This window comes from Luteitalea pratensis, assembly GCF_001618865.1.
Classification (GTDB): domain Bacteria; phylum Acidobacteriota; class Vicinamibacteria; order Vicinamibacterales; family Vicinamibacteraceae; genus Luteitalea; species Luteitalea pratensis.
In genome coordinates this window covers 3,026,279-3,045,957 of sequence record NZ_CP015136.1, presented here as the reverse complement: position 1 = coordinate 3,045,957, position 19,679 = coordinate 3,026,279, and the positions used below count along the sequence as shown (strand labels likewise).

Genomic DNA, 19,679 nt, shown 5'->3' with positions numbered 1-19,679 from the left:
CTTGCCGCGACCATCGACGATCGTTGCGCCAGTAGGGATCCGTTCTCGGCCGCCTGGAGTGATTGCCGTGATGCGATCGCCTTGTACGATGACGGACACAACTCGAGGCCTGGCGCCCGTGGCATCGATGAGAGTCACATTCGTGACGGCGATCACCTTCGATTGAGCTGCACCCACGCTGGCGCACGCCAACCCCAGGGGCACGAAGATCAATAGTCGCGCCAACCGAGCCGCGATTCCCGTGAGCAAGGCAGTTGTCGGGTAATCAGAAAAGGCGGCGCGGGCGAGGAGCGCGTCGCGCGCTTCGTGTCGGCTCTCGGTGTCGTGGCCATGGGCGAGCGCCTGGTGCCGTATGTCCGGCACGCCGAGCCGCACGCCGACCGGCACCAGGGCGATCAACCCGATCCCGTGGAGCACGAGAGCCAGTCCTCCCCGATCGCCGGGCGCGTGGTGTGTATCCTCCGAGAGGCGGTCCCCTCCCGTTCCTGCTCCGGCGTCGTCATACTGTCACCTCAGCCTCCGCAGCGCGTGCAGGAGTGGCCATGGACTGCTAACGCGAGCTCACGAGCACGGGCGCCGATCGATACAGATCCGGGAACACCTTCTTGAGCTCGTCGAGCTTCGGGAGGTCGTTGATGACGATGTACGGGTGCCGCGGATTCTTCATCAGAAAATCCTGATGGTAGCTCTCGGCTTGGAAGAACAGGCGGTCCGGCTCGATTGTCGTGACGATCGGCGCCTTGAACACACGGGCCTGATTCAACTGCCCGATGTACGCCCGAGCGATCCTGTCCTGTGCTGGATTGGCGGGGAAGATTGCGGACCGGTACTGCGTGCCGACGTCAGGTCCCTGGCGATTCAGCTGGGTCGGATCGTGTGCGACCGAGAAGAAGACCTGCAGCAGCCGTCCGTAGCTCACCTGTCGGGGATCGAACGTAATCTGGACGGCCTCTGCATGGCCGCTGCCACCGCGGCTGACGGTCTCATACTCCGCGGTGTTCTTCTGGCCGCCCGCGTAGCCCGACACCGCGGCGGTTACCCCTTTGAGGTGCTGATAGACGCCTTGCACCCCCCAGAAGCACCCGCCGGCCAACACGGCGACGTCGGATGACTTCTGGCCCGCGGCTTCGTCGGCGGCCGGGGGAGGAATCACGATGGCCTTCTCGGCTGCCAGACCGAGCGCGGTAGGCGATCCCGCCAACATGACCAAGCCTGCCAGTGCCAGCAGGAGCACAGGCATCCAGCGAATGAAGTGACGCATCGTGAACATCTCTCGCTCCGATCTATCCGACTGCCCTTCTCATCGAGCGCGATCAGCGCCTTGCCGGTGCCGAGCAGTGTGGCCGCATATCTGCGGCGTCACCAAGAGCCCGCTTCCATCTTTGTCCGGCGTCGGTGCTCCGCCTCGCTCGGCGTCGCCGCGGCGAAGGAGCCCGTCTTGAGCGGACCGGCCGGTTCGTAGGGTCCGTGGATGCGAATTCCACAAGCTGATGCACAGCGCGATCCCGGGGAGGGGTTTCTGCGCTGATCGTGGACCATTCGGAAGCGCTGCGTTACAAATAGAAAACACAGACGCATCAAGCGACCGCTCATCGCCTCCGCATGGTCAGCCACCACTTCATGGTCGACGTGACCAGGTCGGCCGCATCCTGCTGCACGAAGTGGCCTGCGCCCGGGACGGTGACGAGCGTCAGGTCCTGCTCGAGCCAATCCCACGTGCCGGACAGCCCGTTGGCATGAAGCGCACGGTCGTCCAGGCCGTGGAACATCAGCACCGGGGCCTTGACCTTCGGGAGGTCCGGCAAGGGGGCAAGATCCGATCCCGACGCCTTCGGGTAGTTGGCCTTGTAGTAGTTCAGCATGGCCGTGAAGTCCGAGCGTCCGAAGGCGTCGATATACCGCTTGCGCGCTTCGGGGTCGCGGACCCACCCAGACAACGTCTGTGGGGTCATCGCCTGCCCGAAGAAGACGGCCGCGTCGGTCGGCGACCCGTCCTGGAACGCGCGCGCGTACGCGCTGTTCTTGATCTGCTCCGGGTTCGTCTGCAATTCACGGACGAGGCCACGCGGATGCGGCAGGTTCAGCACGATGAGCCGCTCGGTCATCGCCGGCACCTGCATGGCGAACTGCCAGGCGACCATGCCACCCCAGTCGTGACCGACGATGGTGGCCTTGTCGCGACCGAGGTGGCGGATGACCGCAGCGACATCGGCGACGAGCAGCCGCATGTCGTACTGCTCGACACCCTTCGGCTTGTCGCTCAGGTTGTAGCCACGCTGATCGATGGCCACGACCTGAAACGACTCCGACAGTGCCGCCATCTGGTGACGCCACGAATACCAGAAGTCCGGGAAGCCGTGAATCATCACGACCAGCGGGCCGCTGCCGAGCGTTGCGTAGTGGATCTTCACGCCGCTCTCGGACACCGCGTAGCCGTGCTCGACCCGCTCGAAGACATCCGGTGGCTGGGCGAGCAGGGTGGGCGCGGACAGCAGGAAGAGGGCCAGCACCAGGCTGGCCACACGTGTCGTCATGAGTGTAACCTCGGCAGTCGTATGATATCTTCCTCGCCCCATCAACAGGAGGTTGTCATGAGACTGCTCTCCGGCGTGCTCGTTGCCCTCGTCGTCATCGCCGCGCCTGCCGCGCAGTCGCCCGGCGACGTGCTCGCGGACACGCGGCTCTCGGTGCACACGCTCGTGCGCGAGGACATCTTCGCGGGTTTTCGAAGCGACAACCTGCCGCGACTGGAACGGGCCGAACGACACATCGAGATCCTGCTCACACAACGGCCCGGGCAGCGGGGCGACCTGCTTGCGTGGAAATCGGGAGCCACCGTCTACCGGGCCGTGCTCGCGCACGAAGCAGGCCAGCCCGAGGCGTTCGCTCGCCTCTACACCGACGCCCTGGCGGGCTTTGCCGAGGCCGCCAAGGCGACGTCGGGCAACGGTGGGGTCGCGGCCATTACCGGCGGCACGCTGGCCGTATTCGCCGACCGACTGCCCGAGTCCCATCGCGCGGCCGCATGGGCGCTGGCCTACGACAACTACTCGCGCCTCTGGCAGCAACAGGGTGCCGACATCGAGAAGCTGCCCGTGCATCACAAGGGCGAGATCCTGTCTGGCCTGACGCAGTCGGCGCAACGCCTGGGCCGCACCGACGAGGCCGCTCGTCACCTGGACAGGATGCTGACCGTGCTTGCTGGCACGCCCTACGAGCCCCTGGCGAAGCAGTGGAAGGCGGACCCGGCAATCGCGGCGACGACCAACCTGACGTGCAGGAACTGCCACACTGCCGGTCGGCTGGAGAATCAAATCGCAGCGCTGAACACGAAGGCCCCGGGTCACTGAGTGTCCTGATCGGAATGGCTTTCAGTGCTGCACAGTCATGTTCACCTGCACGATGCGAGGCGCAGGACACTATGGTCGCGGGCTCACCCCGCCGGCCGTGAGCACGACCGTGTCGAGGCCGCCCTCGTCGGGTCCGGTGTGATACTCGCCGCGAATCTCGAGGCTCGTCGGGTTGGCGAGCACGCTGTGGATCTGCTCCTCGCTGGCCGGCCTGTTCCAGTTCCAACGCCAGCCACTCCCCGCCGCAAGGGTCACCGAAAAGGGCGTCCACGTTGTGCCGGGCGACGTCGGGAACCGGAAGGAGAGCCGGCCCGCCGGCCCGACGATGACGACATCGTCCTCGACGATCCCCACGACATCCGCCGACTGCTTGAGGTTGTAGCTGAGCGTGCCGTGTTCGGCCGCCGACAGCGCACGCAGCACGCAGTCGGGCGCCCTGAAGTACCACGTCTCGCCCAATGCCTCGTCGGCATACGAGATATAGCCACCTGGATGACCGTCTGACGCGTGGACCTGAGGCTCGGCGGCACCCGTGTCTCCGGACACGAGCCATCCGTGCGTTGGTCCTTCGAAATCATGGGCGATGAGCGTGCGTTCCTGCGAGCGCAGCGGCGCGCGGCCGCCGAGGAGGCAAGCGAGGACGCCAGCGGCGATGGCGGTCGATCGAGTGGGAGGCATGCAAGCGCAGAGAAACAGGAGATCCTGAACCGACCTTGGGCGACCGGTTCAGGATTCAAAAGGCACCCGGGCGATCGCGGGTTACGTCCAGCGGTAGCCCTGCTCCTCCAGCGGCAACGACCGGATGCGCACACCAGTCGCCGCGAAGATGGCGTTGGTGATCGCGGGAACGGCCGGAGGCAGCGACGGCTCTCCGAGCCCGGTCGGATCGAAGTCGGTCTCGAGGAACTTGATCTCGATGCTGGCCGGGGCGTGCGGCATGCGCGCCGGCTGGTACTGGTGGAGGTTTTTCTGGACCACACGTCCCTTCTCGATCGTGATCGCCCACGACATCAGATGGCTCATGCCTTCGATGAAGCCACCCTGGACAAGATTCTCCGAGTGGCTCGGGTTGACGATCTGCCGGCCGATGTCGACGGCACACCACACGCGATTGACCTTGATCGCCTTCTGCGCGTCGACCGAGACCTCCACGACGTACGCCACGTAGCCGGCGTGCGCGAACTGGAACGCCACGCCCTTGCCGGTGCCCTTCGGGAGCGACCCGCGGCGGTCCCACTCCGACATCGCACGCACGGCCTCGAGCACGCCGCGCGCGCGCACCGGATTGAATCCGCCCGTGGCGCCGGCGCCGACCGGGTTGTTCAGCAGGTCGACCCGGTACTGCAGCGGATCCTTGCCGGCGGCCACGGCGACCTCGTCGATGAAGCCCTGCTTCACGAACGAGATGCCGTTGGTGGGCGGCGCGCGCAATGCACCGACGGGAATGCCGAACGGTGTCACGTTATCGGACGTGATCAGCACGTTCTCGACGAAGCCCCGCGGGAACTCGTTGGCCGGCACGACGGAGTTCGTGCTGGCGACGAAATCGCGGTAGGCGATCAACTTGCCGCTCGCGTCCAGGCCCGCCTTGAAGAAGTGGAAACCCGTGGGGCGATACTGATCGTGCGCCAGATCGTCCTCGCGCGACCAGAGCAGCTTGACCGGGACGCTGGGCTGCCCCGCGGCGGCGCGCTCCTCGGTGACGGTGCGCGCAATCCGTGCCACCTCGACGTCGTACTCGCTGACGAGACGACGGCCGAAGCCGCCACCGGCCCGCACGAGGTGGAACGTGACGTTCTCAGGCGGAATGCCGGCGCCGAGCGCCGGATGCTGCTTGGACGGAATCTGGCTCGGCGACCAGATCTCGAGTTTCCCGTCGTGGAAGTGGGCGGTGGAGTTCTGCGGTTCGAGTGGCGCGTGCGAGAGCAGCGGGAAGAAGTACTCGGCTTCGATGGTCTTCGCCGCAGCGCGGAAAGCCGCGTCGACATCGCCGATCACGGCGCGGGGTGGTCCGGTCGGCCGCTCGCCCGGAGCCGGTGCCGGAGTCGGCGCGGGTAGCGGGGCCGTCGCTGCACGCGCGGCCAGTTCACGCGCCTGCGCCAGGTAGCCGGTGCTGCTCTGCGTCGCCACCGCACCTTCGTCCCAGGTGACCTTCAGCGAGCTGCGCGCGTCGTGGGCCAGCCACCAGCTGTCGGCAACGATCGCCACGCCCGAGGCGAGCGAGTTGTTGCCCTGTCCGGTCGCAGGCTCGACGATGAAGGCATGCCGGATGCCGGGCAGCTTCTTGATCTCGTCCAGGTTGGCGCTGATGGCCTTCCCACCGAACACATCGCACTTTACCAGCACCGCGTGCAGCATGTTGGGGAACGCCACGTCGATGCTGAACACCGGACGGCCCGTCACGATGTCCAGGTTGTCGACGCCGCGGATTCGCTTGCCGATGATCGTGAAATCGCGCGGGTGCTTGAGCCCGGCCTCGATGGCGGCCTTCTCCGGCACGGGCAGGGTCGCCGCCAGGGCCGACAGCGAGGCGTAGGTTGCGGTGCGCTTGCTCGCCGTGTGCGTGACGACGCCAGCCTTGGTCGTCAACTCGCTCGTCGGGACGCCCCACTGCTGCGCGGCCGCAGCCAGCATCACGAGCCGGCCGCCCGCGCCCACCAGCCGCATGTTCTGGTAGTTCGAGGGAATCGCGCGGCTGCCCCCCTCGAACTGCGCGCCGTACTTCGGGTCGAGGTCGGCCTGCTGGATCTTGACCTGCGCCCAGTCCACGTCGAACTCGTCGGCGATGACCTGCGGCAGCGCGGTCCTGATGCCCTGCCCGGTCTCCGGGTTCTTCGCGATGAGGGTGAACGTGTTGTCGGGGTGCACCGTGATGTAGGTGTTCGGCGCAAGCGACTCCGCGGACGCGCCGGGGCCACCCGGGCGCCCCTGCGCGGCGACGTGTGGCGTAGAGAGGCCGATGAGCAGTCCGCCGCCGGCCACCGCCGAGATCTGCAGGAACGCCCGCCGATCGAGGCCCTGATCCTTCAGGGTTGTCGCCATGACTAGGCCCTCCCCCCGGCGCCGGCCGCCGACTTGATCGCCTGCTTGATGCGCATGTAGGTACCGCAGCGGCAGACGTTGCCGCTCATCGCCGCGTCGATCTGCGCGTCGGTCGGGTTCGGCGTGGCCTTGAGCAGCGCCGACGCGGCCATGAGCTGACCCGCCTGGCAATAGCCGCACTGCGGCACGTCGAGGTCCAGCCAGGCGCGCTGCAGCGGATGCGATCCGTCGCGCGGCAAGCTCTCGATGGTGGTGACCGCGGCCTTGCCAACCGCGGAGATCGGCGTGATGCACGAGCGAATGGGCTGGCCGTCGAGCAGCACCGTGCAGGCGCCGCACTGCGCCGCACCGCAGCCGAACTTGGTGCCCTTCAGGTCCAAGGAGTCCCGAAGCACCCAGAGCAGGGGCATCCGCTCGGGCACGTCGACCGCACGCGGCTCCCCGTTGACGAGGACTGAGTATTTCACTGCGACGCCTCCTGGATCCGATTCTCGGGCGCCACCCGGTGGTGCCAAGTGAGCCCCGTACATGATATTCCCAAGCAGTCCGACTCGTCTGGAGTCGGGGCACGTCGCCGGTCACGCCACTCGACGCGGAGAGTCGGAAGGCACTCCAGGCGATACGACGCGATCCGTGATCAGCGGTCGCGCGGCAGCGTGCGCCAGTTCACAATCAGCTGGATCGGGGGGACGTCCGGATCGTTGGCGCGAACCGCGGCAAGAAATCGCCGGCCATCGACGGCGGCTACGTACGAATTGGTCGTGGGCGTGACCAGGGGGCTCGTCTCGACGAATGTGGCGGCATCGAAAAGCTCGCGCGGCTTGCCAAGCGCGATGTCGATGTCTGTACCGGCGAAGGACCGGACAGTCAGCCAGCTGCGCCCGGAAATGTACGCGAGTTCACGGCCGCCGTCGGTCCACTGCGGTGAGGTGCCCCCGTCGATCGAGACCTGTCGCTTCAGCTGTCCTGATGGGAAGCTCGCGACCCACACTTCATCGCGGCCTGATTCGTCCGTGACATAGGCGAGCCAGCGATCGTCAGGAGAGACGAGGGCTTGATACTCGTTAGCCGGGGAATTGATCGGTAGCCGCTCAGCCCGACCGCCCCGCAGATCGTCGACATAGAGGTCATCGCGTGTAATCGGATCGATACGAACGCTCACGATCCGCACGCCATCGCCGCACCAGCTCGACGCAAACGCCGGCAGCAGCGAGCCGCCGAGCTCGAAGTCGGGAGTTGGTCGCTGCAGGCTCTTGACCAGCAGTCTGGGAGGCACCGTCGTGGTCGTGGTGAGGACGAGACGGCCGCCGTCGGCGGACCATCGTGGTGCGAAGCCGTTTCCGTCGAACGTCAGCTGCGTCTCCGTCGATCGGGCGAGATCCCGGATCCAGACGTCGGCCCCGCTATTGCTGTCGCGTCGTGAGACGGCGAGCCGCCTGGCGTCGGGTGCCAGCGCCAGCCCCAAGTACCTCGCGGGTGTCTCCACAACCGACGCCGTGGCGCCCGTCTCCGTGAGCCACCGTAATGTGGCCGGCGCGCCAGCAACGTACGGCCACACGGCAAGCGGTCCGTCCGCCGACACCGAGAACGGCATGCGGCCGAGCTGCGTGATTGGAATGCCCCTCAGCAGCTCGATCGGTTCGCCGACAAGTTCAAGCGTGGCTTCATCAAACGCGCGCGCGAACAGCCTCGAGTCCCTCCCGAAAAAGAGATAGCCGCGCGCGTACACGAGCGACGAGGGGGCGACGGGAAACTTCATCAGCGCACGGGATGGTTCTCCGGTGAGCGAGCCGAGGCGAATCTCGCGGGGGATCAAGGCCGCGTAGACAAAGTGCCTGCCGTCACCGATGAACTGCGGCCAGAAGTGGCTGCCCTCGCCCGCGGTCACAGGAGCGACGGGACCACCCTCGGCAGACACCCGGGACAGTCCGCCCGTTCCGCCAGCGAACACGATGACGCCATCGGCGTTCCAGGTCGCGCCGGCCATCGCCGAGGCATGCGTCGTAATGGTGCGGACGCGCCGATCCGTCGGGCGCACCTTGAGGAGGTCATGGCGATTGAAGAAGCCGATCCACGCACTGTCGGGCGACCAGAACGGGGTGTTGGCGTTCTCGGTGCCGGCGATCTCGATCGCTGGTTCGCCAGTCGCATCGAGCCTCCGAATCCACAGCCGTTTGATGCCGTCGTGACCAACCGCGACGTACGCGAGGCTGCGGCCGTCTGGCGCGAGTGCGAATGGCACATCGAAGCTGGAGGCGTACGACGTTCCCCGCTCCGGCCACAGCTCGAAGCGGAGATCGGCCGACGGTGACTCGGTGCCCGCAGACGCGGTCAACCGCGTTGCCTGGCGCGGTTGGTCCCGGCGCGGCTCAACGGGCCGCTTGCCGACGACCGCGTACGCAACGAGTGCAACGCCGCACGCGCCGATTGCCGCAGCAGCGACCCACCAGCGGTGGCGGCTCGTTGCTCCAACGGGCGACGACTGGTCGAGACGTGCCTGATCCGGGGTTGCAGGGCTCCGCGCGCTACCGTTCGGGTCGTGCAGCACGTCGTCGATCTCGATGCGCACGCCTGCGGCGTCCTGCAATCGCTCACGCCTGTCCTTGCGCAAACACCGTCGCAGCAGCACCCGGATAGAAGGGGGCGTGGTGTCGGGGAGTCGATCCCACGCGGGGTCCCGCTGCAGCACGCCGGCCAACGTGTCGGCGGCACTCGCGCCGTGAAAGGCGCGCGCGCCGGTAAGCATCTCGTACAGCACGCAGCCGAACGCCCAGATGTCACTGCCTTTGTCGACGGCTCCGCCCCGGGCCTGCTCGGGCGACATGTAGGCGGCCGTGCCGACGAGGACGCCGACCTCGGTGGCGAGTGGCTGCGTCGTCATCGTCGGGGGCGCGGCCAGGGCATCAGCAGGCGGCGTGGCCGACCCGAGGTCGTCCAGGCAAGCCTTGGCCAGCCCGAAGTCGAGGACCTTCACCGTGCCGTCCTCGCGGATCATGATGTTGGCGGGCTTGAGATCCCGGTGGACGATGCCACGTACGTGCGCCGCCTCGAGCGCGTCGGCGATCTGCCGCGCGATCCGTAACGCCTCCGCTGCCGGGATCGGCCCACGCGCGAGGTGCTGCGCGAGGTCCTGGCCCTCCACCAGTTCCATGACCAGCACCCGCACACCGCCGAGCGCCTCGAAGCCGTGCACCTGGGCGATGTGCGGATGATTGAGCACGCCCAGCGTCCGCGCCTCGCGGGTGAAGCGCGCCAGGCGGTCACGATCGGCGGCGAGTGACTCGGGCAGGATCTTCAGCGCCACATCGCGACGGAGATTCGTGTCGCGCGCGCGATAGACCTCTCCCATCGCGCCCGCCCCCAGTAAGGACACGACGACATACGGACCGAGCTTGGCGCCGGACTGCAGGGTCGCAGACCGATCCAGACGCTTCGCCCCGCCCGCCCGGGGGGCCGCCCGATCTGACACGCCAGTCTCGTGACCGCCGGGGGCTTCGGCATCTGCGTGCGCGGCCAGCAGCGAGGCCACCTCACGGCGGACCTCGTCGTCGCTGTTCTGGGCACGCAGGAACGCGGCACGCTCGTCCGGTGCGCGTTCCAACGCGGCAAGAAACAGTGCCCGAATCTGCTCCCGGTTCGACGGATTCTCCATTCAGGCCTCGCCACGACGCTCGCGGAACAGACAGGCTCTCGCCAGCGCCCAGTCCCGCTTCACCGTGATCGGCGCCACGCCGGGAGGACGGCTATCTCGCGCACGAGCGCCGACGGCGCCCAGTGAATGGTCGGGACACTCCCGCCTCAGGCAGCCTCCCGCCAGTGCACGCAACTCTGCGTAGACCGCTTCAGTCACGCGGTCGTTGGCATCCCCGTCCCCGTTGCTCCACGCAACGAGCAGGCCCGTCACATCCGGCGGCTGGGTCATCGCCCTCCTGCAGATACCCCGTTATACAGCAGTCGCACGCACCGGCTGGCCCGACGAGACCAGCCGCGCGTCTCCGCGTTTCCGATGCCCTCGCCGATATGTGTCAGCGTTGGAAGGGCCGCGCTCTGCCATTACACATTCCCTTTGTCAACACTTCCAATGGCTCGACATCATGCCGACGTTCGGCGTGACGTGGGTCGCGGCCACGCGATTCAGGAACGCCTTGATGGGGAGCGGAGCGCGTCGATGACCGAGTCGCTGGCGCCTCGATGCGCGGCGGCATGCGCACGATCGTGTCGCCGCGGATCGCGACGTCGCCGCAGTACCACCGACTGCCGGTACCGTCGACGATTCGGCCGTTGCGGATCATGAGATCGAAGACAGAATCTTGTGCGCACGGTGTCGCGATCGCGAATGCGAGCGATGCGGCCGCCGCGGCGACTGACGCCAGAGAGACGCGCATGCGGCGGAGTATAGCTGGAGGGATGGGACAGGGGCTGGCGCCGTAGCTCCGACCGCTCGCCACGCGGCTCGAGGCGGTGTCCGACAACATGATCGCGCCGACGGTGAGCTCTGACTGTGCGGGCGTCAAGGGGCATCATCGTGGGCCGAAGTCATGCTGTGTTCGGTCTAAACGTGAAACTCCGCACACTCCGTCATTGATGCAGGACCTGGCAAGCCCGGGGCCGAAGAATGCGTCGTTGGTGGCAGGCGGCGTATGCTTGCCTCACTTCCCGAGCACCCCTGGTCGACTGCAGCGCGATTGCGGATGACGTACCGCACTGCGGCCCGGAGCTTCTCGGTGGCCAAGGACATCCCAATGCGACAGATCACGCGGATCGCGATCGTTGCCGGGGCCTGCTGTGCCATCTCCGGTCAGACACATGTCTCCCCGATCACGACGGACGTCGTCGTCATCGGAGCTGGCCCAGGCGGCTTGAGCACCGCGCTCGAGGCCGGACAACGCGGATTGCGGGTGACCGTCGTCGACATGAGCTCGGTGTTCGGCGGGACCGCCGTCATATCCGAGGGCGCCCTCGCGCTTGTCGACACGCCGCTACAACGATCACAGGGGATTCACGACTCTCCTGATCTCGCGTTCCAGGACTTCGTCACGTGGGGCGACGACCCCGACCTCGCGTGGGCAAAGCTGTACGCCGAGCGGTCACGCGTCGACATCCACGATTGGCTGACGGCCATGGGCGTGCGGTTCACCAGCCTCCGGACGCCTGCCGGCAATAGCGTGGCCCGCTACCACGAAAATCCGGAGCGCGGGTATGGGGTTGTGAAACCCATCTACCGCGAGTGCCTGCGCACTGAGGGCATCACCTTCGAGTGGAACACCAGGATCACGAACCTCACCGTCCGCGACGGGCGAGTCATCGGCGCGACGGGCGTGCGGCTCCGCACGGGCGCGGCCGTGGAGTTCCGGGCCCAGACCGTCGTGATGGCCACGGGAGGTTTCCAGAGCAATGCCGCCCTCGTGCGGCAGCACTGGCCTGGCGGCCCCGCACCGGACCGGATTCTGCTCGGGTCCGGCGTCCACTCGACCGGTTCCGGGCTGGACCTCGCCGCGAAGGCCGGGGCAGCCATGACCGGCCTTGACCGCCAGTGGAACTACACGTGGGGGTTTCCCGACCCTCGAGATCGCACCGGGACGCGAGGCGTGTACATCCGCATCATGTCGGCGATCTGGGTGAACCAGCGTGGCGAGCGGTTCGTGGACGAGGTCTCCAGCGCGAAGCTCCAGATGGCCGATATCGCGCGTCAACCGAGCGGTCGCTACTGGGCGATCTTCGATGCCCCGGGAAAGGCGTCCACTGTCACGGCCGGCACCGACTGGGCCGACCCCGCGCGCGTGGAGCACTTGATCTTCGGCAGCCCGCTGGTCACCTCCGCACCCGCGCTCCTGGACCTGGCACGCGCGATCGGCGTCCCGGAGGACAGGCTCGTGGCCTCGGTCGAGCGCTACAACCGGCACGTCGAATCCGGACGCGATGAGGATTTCGGACGCTTCGGCGCGGGACGGGATCGCGGGCAGTTACCCCTGAGGCGGGCACCGCAGGCGATCCGACAGCGTCCCTTCTACGCCATGCCGCTGTATGTGCTGACACGCAAGAGCATGGGTGGCGTGCGCATCGACGCGTCGAGCCGCGTCCTCACGGCCCGCGGTGAACCAATACCGGGCCTGTTCGCGGTGGGCGAAGTCTCCGGTTTCGGCGGCTTGAACGGCAAGGCCGGCCTCGAGGGCACCTTCATCGCTCCCTCGATGCTTCAGGGCCGCATGGTCGGGAGGCTGCTGGCCCCGTCTCCGATCGCGAGGCCACTCGCAAGTGTCGCCTCCGTTCCCGCGGCCACGATGGACTCCCCCGCCGCGAACGAGAGATGTGTGACCTGGCATTTCGAGCGGGTGCATCGCGTGGTGTTGGACCGTGCCTGGACCTGCACCCGTTGTCACAAGGAACTCGCACCGTTCACGGCCGCGGCACACAGGATCGACCGCATGTCGCAGATCGACACCTGCGTCACGTGCCACGTGACACCACAAACGAGGTGAACACACCCATTCCGCGTGACCAGCGCGGTACCCATCAGGGATTCCTGGCCATGGTCACCCTCGCGTGCGGCGACCGTCCCCGGCCGGCTACGCAGGCGGACGTGGAGGCGCTGCCCTCCGCGCTTGCCGACACCGGTCGGCGTGAACGACAGCAGGTGGCGCTGGCGGTACCGCGCGAGGATGGCGGCGAACGTCTCGGCGAGGCGGGCGTCCCGGCGAACGCGCAGGAACTCGCCGCCCGTGGTGTCGGCCAGCACCTGCAGCATCCGCAAGGTGTCGCCGGGCGTCGGGGCGACCCATGAGGGATGCTGGAAATACACCGTAGGTCGACGGGCCCTGACGCTGACGGCGATGGCTATTTCACACGGATCAACTCACGTCGCAAGTACCGCTGATCCTGGCGGATCTCGATGCTCAACTGATCTCTTACGATCTGAAACGGCCGCACTTGATGGGTTCCCGTATAGTCTGGGCGCAAGCTGCCCTCAACGTGGTGCGTCACAGTCCCTTTCGCGATGTCCACGGTGTAGGTGCCGAAGTAGGCCACGTACGCCAGGAAGGCGTCGCGGTATGAGGCGCCGTCGCCGGTGCCCTCGCGCATTCCCGGAAAAGGCGTTGGCGCGGGCGTGCGCATGATTTGCACGGATAAGTGGCCCGTGGGGTCGTAACTGAAGTAACCGACTGGATGCTCGCCGTAAGGACGGGTGATCGTTCCGTCCGCTGCACGGTCTTCATACGTCACGACCTTCCACGTCCCGACGATTGACGTGGGGGATTGACCCAATGGTGCAGCGACGTCCACGGTGGAGGCGATGAGAACGGTCGGCTATTTCCTCAGAACGCCGTCCAGATGCTTGATGGCCGCCTCGAGCACGTCGTCGCGTCCCTCGCTGATGCCTTTCGGCGTGGGGTCGGCCTTGATGTGGGGCTGGATCCCGACGCGCTGGAGCTGCCGTCCGTCTGCGTGGCGCACGTCGTGGCCGGTGAAGCCGACATAGATGCCACCGGGCAGGACGAGCGTCGTCACGTCGCCATTGGCGCCGTTGGTGGGGCTGCCAACGAAGGTCACATCGGTCGCTGATTCAAAGAACAGGCACGTGTGCTCGGACTGGCTGATCGCAAATTCGTTGATGAGCATCACGACCTTGCCCTGATAGATCGCTCCCGCGGCCGGCGGGAGTTTCTGCGCGAAGGCATAGTCGGGAGCGCCACTGCCCAAATCCGAGCTGTCGAGGTTCAGCGCGGACTGGAGCGGCCGCCGGAAGAGTGCGGCCGTGACGTTCGTGCGAGAACTGAGACGCGGCGCGAGAGGCCACGCCGTGCCATTCGGATAGCCGCGCATGTCGAAGACGATCGCGGGAGTCTTCAATACAGCGTCGAGCGCCTTGTGCGCTTCCGCATTCGGGAGACGGGCGAGGTCGATGTAGCCGTAGCCGTTCGGCAGGACCTCGTAAATGGGCGTCTTGCGCGGCAGCATGCCGCTCACGCTGGCCAGCGGGATGGTGCGCGAGAGCATCACGTCCCGGACGCGTCCGTCGATTCCACGTGCCTGCACCGTGACCTGCGTGTCCTTCGTTCCACGGAGCATGGCGGGATACACGTAGGCGTACGCCGACTGTGGCGTGGACAGCGCTCTGTACTTGCTCAACTGGGCAAGTCGCTCGGCAACCGGCTGGCCATCGATCGAGACGATCACATCGCCGCGCGCCACGCCACCGGCGTTCGTGGGCTCCGCGTCGGTCACTTCGGCAACGGTTAGTTCTCCACCCGCCGAGACCAGCCGTACCGCCGGAGCGAATGCGCCGAGGTGGTCGTTGAGTGCCTGTAGGTTCCGGGCCGACCCGTGCGAGTCCTGCATGCGGGTGACCATCTCGGCAATCGTCATCTGGTAGTCGAGCTCGGACGTGTTCGCCACGAAGCGCGGAATGAACTCCGTAAGGACGGTGTTCCAGGGTTTGTCGATCAGGTGCTTGTAGGGGAAGAAGTAGTTGATGACGTTCCAGTAGCGGAAGAGCGCCAGCAGCCGGTACTCTTCGGTCGGAAAGGGCATCGCCGGGTAAGGATTGTCTTTCGGTCCCAGCAGAACGGGGGCCAAGGCCGCCGCTCTGCGTTCACGAGCGGGGCGATTCAACGCATCGATCGCAGACCGGATGCCGGCTTCGCCAGCGCCCGCCTCATTCGACAGCACGACGTCGGGCTGCAGCGTCGGATCACCTGCCGGGTGGACGGGCTCCGACAGGCGGACCGTCGCGACCACACCATCGGGCAACGGCAGCTGCAGGGTGCGTGCGCCCCCGCTGCCTCCGGCGCTTCCCACGCGGACGATGGCTCCGCCTGCCGCCTGAACTCCGCTCAGGATCGCAGAGAGCTCTGGCGTTCGCCCGTCGATGAGCACGGCGACGGGCTTCCGCTCCTTTGCCTGCCCGAGAATGACGTCCGGTGTCTCCGTGAGCAACGCAGAAGTGTAGCCGCCCGACGACGTGCCCTGCTGCGGCGCATAACCGTTGTGGAGCCGGTACCGGTCGCTGCCAAGCGAAACAGGCCCCTGCAGGATCGCGGGCAGCAGCCCGTTGAGGAAGTTGTTGAAATAGAACCACTGCATGCTCTCGGGCGGAGAGTCGTCGCCACGGCAATCAAGAACGATGCCCTTGGCGCCTGCAATTTCGGCCATCATCTGTGGCTGGCCCGCCGACGCCGGGCTGATGCCTCGAGCCATCGCCTGCGCCCAGCTTCCGGGGTGGACGACCACGTGGCCATCGACGAGACGAAAATAGACCGGTTCGGCCGGCGACGCCGGTGCGGGACGGTCGTCTGTCGACGTCGCCTCGGCTGTGGTCAGCGGATCCCCAAGCGCCGCGAGCATGCCATCAATTGCCGTGCGGTACTCGGTCGGCGTGCGCGCCGCCTTGACGCCGGGAATAGCTTTGAGGAGCGCGCCATCCCAATCGATGTCCCGGTAGGCGAGGAAGGGGTGGAAGAACTTCACGGCGCCCCAGAGTCGCGCGAGGCCGGCGAGCCGTTCGGTCTGGGCGAGCTCGAGCGTCTGGGGTCCCACCTGGGCGTGGACCGGAATGAGACAGAGGCTCGCAAGAATGAGCGTCCCGCCCACGAGACATCGGGGGTGCACGACGGTTGTCGACGCAACTCCCGAAGTCGTCGACCGGACCGTCGCGCTCAACCTCCGCGCGCCACTCCTCCCGAGGCACCCAATCGCGTCGCTCCGCAAACAGCGCGGCGTCATCATCAACATCCGGAGCATCAAGACGACAGGCGACATCAGGGCCTCTCGACGGTGGGTTTCGCCGTGCTACGTGGTCACGGGCTCACACCCGACAAGAGCCAGATGCTGCCCTTCACGCTCTGCATGGGAAGCACGAGTGTGCCGCTGGCAGGCCGTAGTCGGCATAGCCAATATCGGGCTCGATGCGCCAATCGGGCGAGCTGAAGTGCGTGATTTGAAACTGCGGCCCGGCTTGCGCGCCGCGCGCCGGATCAATGGGCACCCCCCACAGGTTGAAGTAGCCATCTGCTCCCCGTGAGAGGAAGTACAGCGTCCGCCCATCCATCGATGCTCTGCACCCAGATGTCGAAGTTCCCGTCTCTGTTCCACGCAAAGGCTATCCGCCGGCCGTCAGGTGACCAGCTCACGTCGGTCTGCAGACCCGCGCCGTAGGTCAGTCGCGTCAGGTTGCGCAGGGGCGACGAGGGAGTGCCCGAGATGACCGGTGCCGAGCGCCCGGACGCAACGTAGAGTCCTGTACCGACGAGCGACAGCACAATCGCCGCCGCCACGCCTGAGTAGATGACCATCCGTCGCGCGAAGCGCTCAGGCCCGACGAGCGACGGCTTGGACTGCCCATCCTCAGCTGCAACGTCATCGCGCGCAGTGGGCTCGTCTCCAATCGCACGGACCTCCGCGACGAAGCGATAGCCCCGCCGGGCGACCGTCGCGATGAACCGTTGCTCGCCCGGTACCTCGCCCAGGGCTTTCCGCACCTCGAAGATGTTCTGCGTGAGGTTCGCCTCCTCGACGGCCGTGTCGGGCCACAGCCCGTTCATCAGCTCCTCCTTCTCGAGGAGCCGGCCAGCGTGCTGGACCAGCAGCACCAGCGTATCGAGCGCCTTGGCCTTGATGCCGATGGGCCCGCCGTCCCGCATCAGCAGGTGGCGTCTCGTATCGATGCGGAATCGGTCGAACTCGTAGAAACGAACCGGGTTAGACGCACGCTCAGCGGCGCTGAGAAACGCTGAGGGTTTCTGAGCCTGCCGCTGAGGACTTGCGTGGTTCGACACGTCTAGCTTCCCCCCACACCGAATCGGGTTCGCGCGCTCGGCGAGCGGGCACCGCGAATTCTAACGCGCCGACGTGAGCTACGGGGGACGACATGATCGGGTTCATCTCTGCAATATTGATAGCGGGTTCGACTCCGGTGATGAGCGGGGCGGATCCGGAATTGGTCGCACTGCGTGTGCGGGTCTACGCCGACAGGCACGTCGACGAGGCTACGGTACGGCCCGCGTTGGAGGTGGCTGAGCACCTGCTGGCGTCGGCCGGGCTCGGCGTGGCATGGCGCGTTTGTGATACGGAGCAAGCGTGCCCGGTCGGGGACACGCCGGTGCCGGCGATCATCGTCATCCTTTCGTCCCGTGATCGGCCGCGCGAGAACTGCGGTGTTGCCGCTCACGGCGCACGCGACTCGGCGGGCACGGTGATCGTCTCGGTTCCCTGCCTGGCCGGCGTCGCCTTTCGACTGACGCGACGCGCTGGAACCGGCACCAACCCACTGCTCGCGATGCCGAGGCATGACGACCTCGTCGGAGCAATCGTGGCGCATGAGATCGGTCACCTGCTTGGCATCAGGCATGCGCCGTCAGGCCTGATGCGTGCAAGTCTGGAATCCGACGACATGATCGCACTCAGAAGGGGGACGCTGCGCTTCAGCCCGGCGGAAGCGGGCAGGATGCGGATCGCAGCCGTGTTGGCAGGCGAGGAACGGTTGCGCGCGTCGGCCGCGGGAGCGCGTCCCAGTCCGTCGCAGCAATGAAGACGTGGAACGAGCAGCGCGGTACGTCGCACTACACTGCCGGAACACAGATCCGAGGGAGCGCTCCATGTTCCGACCTGCAAGGTGATGGAGACCGACGCGCTGCGCAAGGCGGCTGGGTTCACTGGCCGGCCAAAGACGCCGTGATCTCGACTTGGTGCTCAGCGTTTTTCGGCGGCGGCAAGGCCCGCGGGATCGGCGAGGGCCTGATCGATCGCGCGGCGCAACTGCTGCCCCTTCAGCCGCGCGAGATCCTTCAGGGGCATGTCCTCGTTGAGTCGCGCCGCCACCAGGTACCCGAGGTAATAACCGCTGCGCCGCGGTCTCGACGCCTTCGGATCGTTGCCGACGAAGAACTCGTCGTAGTCCTCCGACAACGTGGAGTCCATCCTGGCGCGTAGCAGCGCCGCCAGCTTCGGCAAGTCGTCGCGCACACGCTGCGGGGTGTTGGACGGCAGCCCGTAGATGGCCATGTCACTCGCCGACGGGTTCAAGCGGCGCGCCACAAGCGTGGCCAGGCCTTCGCTCCAGACCGACAGGTACAGCGGGAAACCGCGGCCCGTGTCGCCGATCCGGGGCCCGTGGTACGCATGGAACAGCTCGTGGTGGAAGAGCGGGCCCACGCTGGCCGTGTCACCGTGAATCGCGGCAATCGCATCGAGACCGAAGAGCAACGCCGGCCGTCCTTCGACGGTCCGCGCCGCGCCGTCGAATGCGCCCAGGGCATACAGGAAGTACACGCGTCCCTGGTACTTGAAGTCGGGAAACTCCTTCCGGAACGACTGCTCGTGCTGCGGCAGCGTCGTGGTGATCTCGTTGGACAGCTTGCGGATGACGGCCTGGTGCGGCAAGGTCCATTGGACCGCCTGGGGATAGATCTCGGGCAGCGCATCGGCGAACGACTTGCCGCCCGGGACGCTCATCACCGCAGCGTTGTAGACCTCCGGCCGACGCTCCACGACCATTTCCCGGAACAGCCGGATCTGCTCGGCCTCCCGCAGCGACTGTGCCTTGTCCCAGAACTGCCAGTACAGAGGCATCAGGTCGATAGTCTCGACCGCCGCGGATCGCTGCCGGGCAGCGCCGCTCACACCGAGCAACGCCACAACAATGACGAGCTGGAGTCCGACAAGACGTGTGCGCATCACCTGATTATGTGCGCCCGGCCGCTCCGCTGCCCAAGGGCCGCACTCTGCGGAGCTGGTCCGGTAATGTTCGCGCTATCAACGACCGCCCCGAGGACTCTGCACGTTGCCTGCTCGTGAGTTGGCGATCGCGGCTGCCTGTGCGACCGACAGGCACGCCAACTCACCTGACCCCGCGCCTCCTGGCGGCATCGGGGGCGTCGGCGGGCGCGAGTTCCAGACCAACAACCTGATTGTCGCTGGCGTGCTCTACTACACCGCATCGCCGGCGCGTCAGCTGATTGCGCTCGATGCAGCGACGGGCAAGGAACGCTGGCGGTTCGCTCGCCGCACCGAGCGCGACGACATCGTCGGCAACCGGCGGCGTGGCCTTGCGTACTGGGCCGACGGCGCGGATCGGCGGCTGTTCACCTCGGCCGGCACGGGCTGTACGCGATCGATGCCGCCACAGGTAAGCATGTTCGTACATTTTGCGACAACGGATCGATCCATCTCGCGGATTGGGCAGGGGGCCATGCCCAAGCACGCGCGGCGTCGGGCAGGCTGACGACTACTCGCGCAAGCACGTGCCGAATGTACTCGAGCACAGCACCGCTAGACCACCGGGAGCCGACCTTT

Annotated in this window: 16 protein-coding genes; 5 read left to right on the top strand and 11 right to left on the bottom strand. The window is 66.7% G+C overall.

Features of this window, described 5'->3' with window-relative positions:
• Positions 1-550: 550 nt before the first annotated feature.
• Together msrA and LuPra_RS12525 are read right to left on the bottom strand one after the other, a co-directional pair.
• Positions 551-1,270, bottom strand: a complete 720-nt coding sequence (msrA, locus tag LuPra_RS12530; protein ID WP_234800858.1) for a peptide-methionine (S)-S-oxide reductase MsrA — start codon at positions 1,268-1,270, stop codon at positions 551-553.
• A 319-nt stretch (positions 1,271-1,589) separates the two neighbouring features.
• Positions 1,590-2,534 carry an alpha/beta fold hydrolase gene (locus LuPra_RS12525; protein ID WP_110171058.1) on the bottom strand — a complete coding sequence of 315 codons (945 nt, stop codon included), beginning with the start codon at positions 2,532-2,534 and terminating at the stop codon, positions 1,590-1,592.
• Between the two features lie 57 nt (positions 2,535-2,591).
• Here LuPra_RS12525 and LuPra_RS12520 point away from each other — a divergent pair, with 57 nt between their 5' ends.
• Positions 2,592-3,350: a hypothetical protein gene (locus tag LuPra_RS12520; RefSeq protein WP_110171057.1), complete on the top strand. Its 759-nt coding sequence runs from the start codon at positions 2,592-2,594 to the stop codon at positions 3,348-3,350.
• Between the two features lie 69 nt (positions 3,351-3,419).
• Here LuPra_RS12520 and LuPra_RS12515 read toward each other — a convergent pair whose 3' ends face one another.
• The 5 genes from LuPra_RS12515 to LuPra_RS12495 form a co-directional block, all read right to left on the bottom strand.
• A complete protein-coding gene (locus LuPra_RS12515; RefSeq protein ID WP_110171056.1) occupies positions 3,420-4,028 on the bottom strand; it encodes a laminin B domain-containing protein in 609 nt (202 codons plus the stop codon).
• Positions 4,029-4,109: 81 nt separating this feature from the next.
• Positions 4,110-6,392, bottom strand: a complete 2,283-nt coding sequence (locus tag LuPra_RS12510; protein ID WP_110171055.1) for a xanthine dehydrogenase family protein molybdopterin-binding subunit — start codon at positions 6,390-6,392, stop codon at positions 4,110-4,112.
• A 2-nt stretch (positions 6,393-6,394) separates the two neighbouring features.
• A complete protein-coding gene (locus LuPra_RS12505; protein WP_237050907.1) occupies positions 6,395-6,859 on the bottom strand; it encodes a (2Fe-2S)-binding protein in 465 nt (154 codons plus the stop codon).
• Positions 6,860-7,029: 170 nt separating this feature from the next.
• Entirely contained in the window at positions 7,030-10,044 is a 3,015-nt protein-coding gene (locus tag LuPra_RS12500; RefSeq protein WP_110171053.1) for a protein kinase domain-containing protein, read from the bottom strand.
• The gene (locus tag LuPra_RS12495) at positions 10,045-10,314 is read right to left on the bottom strand and encodes an ECF-type sigma factor (protein WP_110171052.1); all 270 of its coding nucleotides are present in this window, start codon (positions 10,312-10,314) and stop codon (positions 10,045-10,047) included.
• A gap of 769 nt (positions 10,315-11,083) precedes the next feature.
• Between LuPra_RS12495 and LuPra_RS12485 the strand changes: the two genes are divergently transcribed.
• Both LuPra_RS12485 and LuPra_RS12480 read left to right on the top strand, forming a co-directional pair.
• Positions 11,084-12,871 (top strand): FAD-dependent oxidoreductase, encoded by a 1,788-nt coding sequence (locus LuPra_RS12485; protein WP_157899082.1) that lies wholly within the window; start codon positions 11,084-11,086, stop codon positions 12,869-12,871.
• Complete coding sequence (locus tag LuPra_RS12480) at positions 12,868-13,173, top strand: hypothetical protein (protein WP_110171049.1); 306 nt, start codon at positions 12,868-12,870, stop codon at positions 13,171-13,173. The genes LuPra_RS12485 and LuPra_RS12480 overlap by 4 nt, the downstream gene beginning before the upstream one ends.
• 53 nt (positions 13,174-13,226) lie before the next feature.
• On the opposite strand, the gene LuPra_RS12475 is transcribed toward LuPra_RS12480, so the two are convergent.
• From LuPra_RS12475 to LuPra_RS12465, 3 genes are all read right to left on the bottom strand, one after another.
• Positions 13,227-13,673, bottom strand: a complete 447-nt coding sequence (locus LuPra_RS12475; RefSeq protein WP_257724508.1) for a lipocalin-like domain-containing protein — start codon at positions 13,671-13,673, stop codon at positions 13,227-13,229.
• 24 nt (positions 13,674-13,697) lie between these two features.
• The gene (locus tag LuPra_RS12470; protein WP_157899080.1) at positions 13,698-15,926 is read right to left on the bottom strand and encodes a S41 family peptidase; all 2,229 of its coding nucleotides are present in this window, start codon (positions 15,924-15,926) and stop codon (positions 13,698-13,700) included.
• Positions 15,927-16,363: 437 nt separating this feature from the next.
• Complete coding sequence (locus LuPra_RS12465; protein ID WP_157899079.1) at positions 16,364-17,164, bottom strand: winged helix-turn-helix domain-containing protein; 801 nt, start codon at positions 17,162-17,164, stop codon at positions 16,364-16,366.
• A gap of 92 nt (positions 17,165-17,256) precedes the next feature.
• Here LuPra_RS12465 and LuPra_RS12460 point away from each other — a divergent pair, with 92 nt between their 5' ends.
• On the top strand, positions 17,257-17,916 hold the full coding sequence (locus tag LuPra_RS12460) for a hypothetical protein (RefSeq protein ID WP_157899078.1): 660 nt from the start codon (positions 17,257-17,259) through the stop codon (positions 17,914-17,916).
• Between the two features lie 161 nt (positions 17,917-18,077).
• On the opposite strand, the gene LuPra_RS12455 is transcribed toward LuPra_RS12460, so the two are convergent.
• Positions 18,078-19,061 (bottom strand): DUF2268 domain-containing putative Zn-dependent protease, encoded by a 984-nt coding sequence (locus LuPra_RS12455; RefSeq protein WP_110171044.1) that lies wholly within the window; start codon positions 19,059-19,061, stop codon positions 18,078-18,080.
• Between the two features lie 106 nt (positions 19,062-19,167).
• Here LuPra_RS12455 and LuPra_RS12450 point away from each other — a divergent pair, with 106 nt between their 5' ends.
• Entirely contained in the window at positions 19,168-19,608 is a 441-nt protein-coding gene (locus tag LuPra_RS12450) for a PQQ-binding-like beta-propeller repeat protein (protein ID WP_110171043.1), read from the top strand.
• Positions 19,609-19,679 lie beyond the last annotated feature (71 nt).

Coding starts and splice junctions, on each gene's coding strand:
- msrA (WP_234800858.1), bottom strand. CDS start 1,270: ATGTTCACGATGCGTCACTTCATTCGCTGGATGCCTGTGCTCCTGCTG.
- LuPra_RS12495 (WP_110171052.1), bottom strand. CDS start 10,314: ATGACCCAGCCGCCGGATGTGACGGGCCTGCTCGTTGCGTGGAGCAAC.
- LuPra_RS12455 (WP_110171044.1), bottom strand. CDS start 19,061: ATGCGCACACGTCTTGTCGGACTCCAGCTCGTCATTGTTGTGGCGTTG.
- LuPra_RS12460 (WP_157899078.1), top strand. CDS start 17,257: ATGATCGGGTTCATCTCTGCAATATTGATAGCGGGTTCGACTCCGGTG.
- LuPra_RS12520 (WP_110171057.1), top strand. CDS start 2,592: ATGAGACTGCTCTCCGGCGTGCTCGTTGCCCTCGTCGTCATCGCCGCG.
- LuPra_RS12485 (WP_157899082.1), top strand. CDS start 11,084: ATGACGTACCGCACTGCGGCCCGGAGCTTCTCGGTGGCCAAGGACATC.
- LuPra_RS12510 (WP_110171055.1), bottom strand. CDS start 6,392: ATGGCGACAACCCTGAAGGATCAGGGCCTCGATCGGCGGGCGTTCCTG.
- LuPra_RS12500 (WP_110171053.1), bottom strand. CDS start 10,044: ATGGAGAATCCGTCGAACCGGGAGCAGATTCGGGCACTGTTTCTTGCC.
- LuPra_RS12515 (WP_110171056.1), bottom strand. CDS start 4,028: ATGCCTCCCACTCGATCGACCGCCATCGCCGCTGGCGTCCTCGCTTGC.
- LuPra_RS12525 (WP_110171058.1), bottom strand. CDS start 2,534: ATGACGACACGTGTGGCCAGCCTGGTGCTGGCCCTCTTCCTGCTGTCC.